General features: G+C 31.8%; 8 protein-coding genes. All 8 read right to left on the bottom strand.

The window, feature by feature from the left end; translation table 11 throughout:
• Positions 1–306: 306 nt before the first annotated feature.
• The 8 genes from Q361_RS12940 to Q361_RS12905 all read right to left on the bottom strand — a co-directional run bounded on the left by Q361_RS12940 (position 307) and on the right by Q361_RS12905 (position 5937).
• Positions 307–921: a hypothetical protein gene (locus tag Q361_RS12940; protein WP_103727154.1), complete on the bottom strand. Its 615-nt coding sequence runs from the start codon at positions 919–921 to the stop codon at positions 307–309.
• Between the two features lie 27 nt (positions 922–948).
• The gene (locus tag Q361_RS13655; protein WP_146047037.1) at positions 949–1239 is read right to left on the bottom strand and encodes a hypothetical protein; all 291 of its coding nucleotides are present in this window, start codon (positions 1237–1239) and stop codon (positions 949–951) included.
• A 376-nt stretch (positions 1240–1615) separates the two neighbouring features.
• Entirely contained in the window at positions 1616–2413 is a 798-nt protein-coding gene (locus Q361_RS12930) for a cation diffusion facilitator family transporter (RefSeq protein WP_103727152.1), read from the bottom strand.
• A gap of 178 nt (positions 2414–2591) precedes the next feature.
• Positions 2592–2867, bottom strand: a complete 276-nt coding sequence (locus tag Q361_RS12925; protein WP_103727151.1) for a hypothetical protein — start codon at positions 2865–2867, stop codon at positions 2592–2594.
• A 3-nt stretch (positions 2868–2870) separates the two neighbouring features.
• Positions 2871–3452, bottom strand: a complete 582-nt coding sequence (locus Q361_RS12920) for a hypothetical protein (protein WP_103727150.1) — start codon at positions 3450–3452, stop codon at positions 2871–2873.
• Positions 3453–3679: 227 nt separating this feature from the next.
• Positions 3680–4672: a kinase gene (locus Q361_RS12915; protein ID WP_103727149.1), complete on the bottom strand. Its 993-nt coding sequence runs from the start codon at positions 4670–4672 to the stop codon at positions 3680–3682.
• 159 nt (positions 4673–4831) lie between these two features.
• Complete coding sequence (locus tag Q361_RS12910; protein WP_103727148.1) at positions 4832–5287, bottom strand: hypothetical protein; 456 nt, start codon at positions 5285–5287, stop codon at positions 4832–4834.
• A gap of 155 nt (positions 5288–5442) precedes the next feature.
• The gene (locus tag Q361_RS12905) at positions 5443–5937 is read right to left on the bottom strand and encodes a hypothetical protein (RefSeq protein ID WP_103727147.1); all 495 of its coding nucleotides are present in this window, start codon (positions 5935–5937) and stop codon (positions 5443–5445) included.
• Positions 5938–6074 lie beyond the last annotated feature (137 nt).

Here is a 6074-nt window from a genome sequence, read left to right as displayed (position 1 = left end):
CTTTCAAATGTTGCTGAATTTTTGTCCGCTTTTTTGGTTTCTGTTAAATAGAAACTGAACATTAAATTATACTCAGAAGCTTATAAAAAAGTAGAGTAGAAGTGGACATAAATTCAGAAACTATTCAACGGTCAAATAGGTTTTCTGCGTACAGTTCGCCACTTACTGGTAACGTGCCGCGGCTTTGCGAGGTTGCGAACTTCGTAACCGAGTATTTTCTATTATTATTAAATTTCTCGCGAAAGAAAAATGTGAATTTACCACATATTTCGCAATCTCGCAAAACCGCTGTTGCCTGCTGGCTTTTCATATGCTGTTTGATAATCTTTTAAAATCATTTCCTTTCCAACTTATAATATCAGCTAAATTTTCATATTGATTAATTCCAATTTGTCCAGTCCCGTTTGGTGAAAAGTTTGTTTCCGTTATAAAATAGCCATTGTCCAATTCAAAAAAATACTTTTCGTCATCACCACCAAAAGTTATAAGGTCTTTGATAGCTCTACCCTTGATATGTTTTAATTTATTTTCAATATACTCAACTTTATAAGAATCATATTCTTTAATGTATTTTGTCTTAATGATTGTTTTTTTTCTGCTAATAAGATGCTTTGCTTTTTCAAATAAAGTCGGTTTCTTCTCTGCATGCTTATTAGCAATTTCTGGTATAGATTTTTCTTCTTTATTGATATGATAAATAGGGTGTAGTTCATCCAAGTTTTTAAAAATAGTAATTGCATTTTCATCAAGTTTTTTTACCGATACTTCATCTTCGGAAGTTGCAAAACTATAAGGTATGCCAATTATAGTGGTATTGTCTAATTCCACAAAACATTCGCTTTTATCAAGTCCTCTATGTTCGCATTTTGATATTTCAAAAATATCAGTGATAGTTTTCCCTATGAGTTCTTTTAATAACATTTTAATAGTTGATTTTGTTGAAAGGGGTTATTTTAGTTCTAATGTGTCGCTCCAAATAACATTATTCATCTTAGGTAGCTGCGAAACTTTGGAAAACATCTCGTTATTATTTTTAGCCCTTATAAAGTTGAAGCCAATTCTAAATCGTAATCCTGTTAGTTGTCTAATATTTTTTTTGGTTGTTAATTTAATTACCGTGTCTCGTCTGCTGTGTGGTGGAATTTTAATAAGTTGTGGAACATTTTTGTCGCATTCATTCACAGAAATGAATAAATCTTTTGTGTCAGTAGTATATGAGTCTTGCCAAGAACATGACATACTAATATATGTAACTGTGTCGGACAAGGAATTTGTTAAAGAGGTTTTGATTAGCAAATAATTTATATCTCCATCTTTTTCCCAATTATTAATCCGAGCCGAGAGTGTCATTTCGTCTTTTTCACCACTTTTATGTGAACATGAAAGGAAGACAGTTGACCCGATAATTGTCAGTTTGATAAAAGTATTTATGATTTTCATATCGAGGTGGTTTAAGCTTGCAGGCAACGTTTTTCGGCTTGGCGATGTGGCGGATTTTTAGCACTAAAGTTCAATAGAATTACTGCCGTTGAACCTTGCACAAATGTTTTATAGAAGCACTTCAGCCGCCATATTGCCAAACCGATGTTAGCAGTAGTGGTTCTGTTTTCGTCCGTCATTTCGATAGTTTCAAGATTTTAAATGCTCCTTGTCCAACGATGAAAAATACAATTGTCCCAACGATAAGGTCAGGATATTTTGAGTTTGTCAAGTAAACAAGTCCGCCTGCTACGATTACTCCAAGATTTACAATTACGTCATTAGAAGTAAAAATCATACTTGCTTGCATATGAGCTTCTTTGCTTTTACTTTTTTGCAGTAAATACAAACAAAGTCCATTACCAATAAGAGCAAGAATTGAAATAATTATCATTGTCTGAAATGCTGGAATTGTTTCCGTTCCAACAAATCGTCTGATAACTTCTATAAAACCAAAAACCGCAAGTGTCAATTGAAAATAACCTGCCGATTTTGCAATATTTTTCTTTCGTGTCATTGTTCCGCCAACTGCAAAAAGTGCAAGTCCGTAAACAATACTGTCGGCAAGCATATCCAAACTGTCCGCTACAAGTCCCATTGAGTTTGAAATAAAACCTGTCGTAAGTTCAAGTGCAAAAAAGAAAAAGTTTATGGCTAAAACTTGCCAAAGCAATTTTTTCTCACGGTCAGTGTTGTCGGTTGTTGCAATGTAATTGTCTGCCGAAACGCTATCAATAAGAGAAGTATCAAATTTTAAGTTGTCAAGTCGCTGAAAAATTTGGTCATGGTTTTCTGTGTGAAAAACGGTCAGTTGTCTGTTAGGTATATCAAAGTCCAACGAGTTGATGTTTGTCAAGTCGGCAAGTTTCATCCGTATCATTTGCTCTTCGGATGGGCAGTCCATTTTTGATATTTTAAATGTCGTTTTTCTCATTCTCTATTGTTGTCGGTTGGGTCGTCCTACCATTACTGCTAACGGTTTGCAGCTTGGCGAAGTGGCGGATTTAGAAGCACTCACTTTCAATTTAGCACTAATATTGATTTGAAATCCAAATGTTCAATTTAGCACTGAACCCGCCATTTTGCCAAACTGCTGTTGGCAGTAGTTTTTTTTATTTCGTTTCTTGTTTCAATAGTATTTCAAGTCCTTCGTCAGCAACATCTACAACGTGAATTTTATTTTCTTCTGTGTAAAATTCTTTGTAGTCATTAAGCAATTCGGTTAAGTCAATTTCGTTTTCTTTAATTTTCTTCAATATTTCAAGTTTTTTGTCCATTGTTGTTTGGTTGTACTCACTTGAATTTGGGTCAAATAATGTTCTTAAAGTTCTATGTTTCCATAAACTTCCTTTCCCAAATATTTTGTCTATTTTTTCTTGGTAATGCACTGTCTAAAATTTAGTTATGAATAGTTCTTTGTCAAGTTCTCTAATTGTTTGAGTTCTTGTTCTCTTTTTAAACTCCAAAATGAGCTTTGAATAAAAGTCTTTTAATTTTTTAACTTGTCCTTGTTTATCAAGGTCGGTTTCTGTGATTAATTTCAGTCCATTCAAAACACGTCTGTCTAATATTGGATATAAATTTGGAAAGTAGAAATGTAATAACGCAGTCAAAAAAGAAACGCTAAATCCATCAATTTTATTTTCGCTTTTATAGTCTGTTAGTCTTATTAATTTCTCTGAAAATGTTATAAGTTCAGTTATTTCATTGTCATCAAGATTGTTTAAATTCTTGTTGTAAAACCTTTCATCTATTTCTTTAAATAATTGTCCATAAACAATAAGTTTTTCTTTGATAATTTCTTCAGGTTCATTTATTGTAGCATAACCGCCTTTGAAGTTTGAAACATACAAAAGGTCAATTAAAGTCAATTTAAATTTATCAGATTTAGAAGAAATGAAATTTACATAGTTGGTGTAACTAATGTCGGATTTTTTCCATTGTTGTTCTGCTCTTCTATCTGTTTCTATCATTGTCTAAGTGTCTTTGTAAAATTACTGCCAACGGAAAAAGTATTTGCGAAGGGCGGGCTAAATTTAACTGAAAGTTCAATTTCGACCGAAGGAAGCAAATTGCTTTTGCAGATTACTAATCTACGAAAAAATGTAATATGAAAAGCAAGTTGCGACTAAATGCATCAGGTCTTCATATTCGCTGTTCAACCCCGCCTTTTGCAAATACACTGTTATCTGCAGTTTTGTTATCTCAGTTTCTTATCAATTAAAGCAAGATATTTCATTCCACTTTGATCAAAAATTTTTTCGGCATTTTCTATTTTTAACGCTGAATAAATTGCATTTCCAAAACCTGGAAGTCCCCACAAAACGCCGGAAAGATTTTGAGATTCAGATATGCCTTTAACTGCGCCAATAATTCCACACGCTGTTCCAAAAATAATATTACCAAGTTGGCTTTCGTTCATTTTGGCTGTCAATTCTCCTTTTCTTATAACTAATTCTCTAATGTTTTCATTAAATAAATCTGTTCCCTCTTTTATTTGGTCATCTAAAACTAGTTTTTCAACTTTGTTAGTTAATGCTGCTAATAATTCAGAGTGATTTTCTTTGAAATTTAAAAGTTTGTGTAAATTGATTTGTTCAGGAAAAGGGATTAAATTTTCTAAAATAGTTTCTCTTTTTCTTTGATATTTAAAGTTTCTAGAAGAAAAGAAACGAGGTCGCATCTCATCTGTCGTTGGTATTCTATTAGTTTTCATTCCAACTAAAGTCGCAGTATATTTCATAAGTTGGTCTGCGGTTTTCGTTTCAACTGAATACCAATTTCCATCATCTCTTTTTGCTAAGCCAAGGTTCTCCAAACTATAAAAAACCTCATTATCAAATTTGTCAGCGTGAATTTTCGCTGTTCTAAATTTTTGAGTGTTAATTAAAGTATGTTTATCACTTTCTTTAAACCTACTTTGTGCTTTTTCAAGAGATAATTTTTTTTCGCTGATTTGAGTTATAAAAGGTTTTGTTACTTCCCAAGGATTGGCAAAGACTTCAATTGGATTTATCGGTGTAACCAAAGACATTCTAACTAATTCCCACATAAACGAATCATAACTTTTTTCGGGTTCCCAAATATATTCTTGCGGAACAATTGTGCCAATATTGTCATAATAAAGCAATGTTCTTACAGTCCAATCATTTTTGGGAATGTTTATGTATGGATAATATAAAATGTTTTTCACGGTTGTCGGTTTAAAATTGCAGATAACGTTTTGCCGCTTTGCGTCTGTTGCGAGCTTCGGAACTGATTATTTTCTGTTAAAGATAAAATTTTTTGCGAAAGATAAACATCAATTTTGCACTTTTCTCGCAATAGCGCAAAACGGCTGTTAGCAGTAGCCTTATCTCTCATATTCTAAATTTATAAAATTCGGTATTTTTTCATCATTTTTATTTTCCCAACTTTTGAATGTGAAATTTTCAATTTTTTCAATTATTTCGCTATCTAGTTTCAATTTTGTTTGTTCGCAAAAAGCTAAAATTGTAGCAAAACCTATAATTGTTGGATTTGTGTCTGTTCCAATTCTACCTTCTACTTTCTTTATTTTGACTTTCCATTTTTCGCTACTTTTTGATAATGCAAATTCCAAACCATTTTTCACACCTTTTTTCCAATCTTCATAACCTTTCATTGGAACACTTTCAATATTACCTTGCCTTAACCAACCTTCTCCGCAATATTCTTCAATGATTTCATTTCCAATGTCACTTCTATAAACTTCAAGGTTTACTATTGCAAAAAAAGGTTTTCCATTTTTGAATTTTAATAATCTGAAATCTAATTTTTCGTCAATCATTTTGTCAGTTTTTCAGAGGTTACTGCTAACGTTTTGCGGCTTTATTTCAGTTTTGCTGATTGATAACCAAGCCTTAACAAATATAGACAAATTTTTGATTTAAAAACTTCCAAGATAGAAAAAGACCAAGCCTGCAAAATTGAATAAAACCGTTGTTAGCGGTTGTTTTTTATTTTTGTAAATAATTCAACTACATATTTTTTCAAGAATTCTGAATTTAGAGTTTTACTGTAACTTTCATTGACTTCATCTGCAATATGTCCAGCAATTCCGTGCATTTTGCTACTAGAATACAATCGTTCTTCTTCGTCAACTATATTACCATTTCTAAATTTGTAAATATAAGTTCGCCAAAAATCTTCTGGCAAAGATGAATAATTTTCTCGAGTTACAATTTTCTCATAAGAATTTCCAATTAATAAATAAGTTACATTAAGTTTACTTTCACTTTTTTCAAAGTAACTCTCAGTTTCAATTCTGTCTTCGTAAACAAAAACTTTAACTTTAATACTGTCAAGATTAATATTCTCCGATTTAATTAATTTGGTGTTGTCTTTGCCAAGATTTATTATTCTTTTTTCTAAAGAATCATTCTGCCCAAACGAACAAAAATTACTTAAGATTAGAATAATAAATATTACATTTTTCATTTATTTTTTCTTTAAATACGAGGTTTTCTTAAAATAACCGCTAACGTTTTGCGGCTTGACGCAGAAGCGAAGCCAGCGAACGATTTAATTTCTGCTAAAGATAAACATTTTCGTGAAAATAGATTTCAATTTAAGGA

The organism is Flavobacterium croceum DSM 17960, assembly GCF_002917885.1.
Classification (GTDB): domain Bacteria; phylum Bacteroidota; class Bacteroidia; order Flavobacteriales; family Flavobacteriaceae; genus Flavobacterium; species Flavobacterium croceum.
The sequence above is the reverse complement of the archived record's forward strand: the minus strand, read 5'-3'. Positions and strand labels throughout refer to the sequence as shown.

Bases quoted from the DNA above. Each gene is read 5' to 3' on its own strand.
- Q361_RS12940 (WP_103727154.1), bottom strand. From the start codon at position 921: ATGTTATTAAAAGAACTCATAGGGAAAACTATCACTGATATTTTTGAA.
- Q361_RS13655 (WP_146047037.1), bottom strand. From the start codon at position 1,239: ATGTCATGTTCTTGGCAAGACTCATATACTACTGACACAAAAGATTTA.
- Q361_RS12930 (WP_103727152.1), bottom strand. From the start codon at position 2,413: ATGAGAAAAACGACATTTAAAATATCAAAAATGGACTGCCCATCCGAA.
- Q361_RS12920 (WP_103727150.1), bottom strand. From the start codon at position 3,452: ATGATAGAAACAGATAGAAGAGCAGAACAACAATGGAAAAAATCCGAC.
- Q361_RS12910 (WP_103727148.1), bottom strand. From the start codon at position 5,287: ATGATTGACGAAAAATTAGATTTCAGATTATTAAAATTCAAAAATGGA.
- Q361_RS12905 (WP_103727147.1), bottom strand. From the start codon at position 5,937: ATGAAAAATGTAATATTTATTATTCTAATCTTAAGTAATTTTTGTTCG.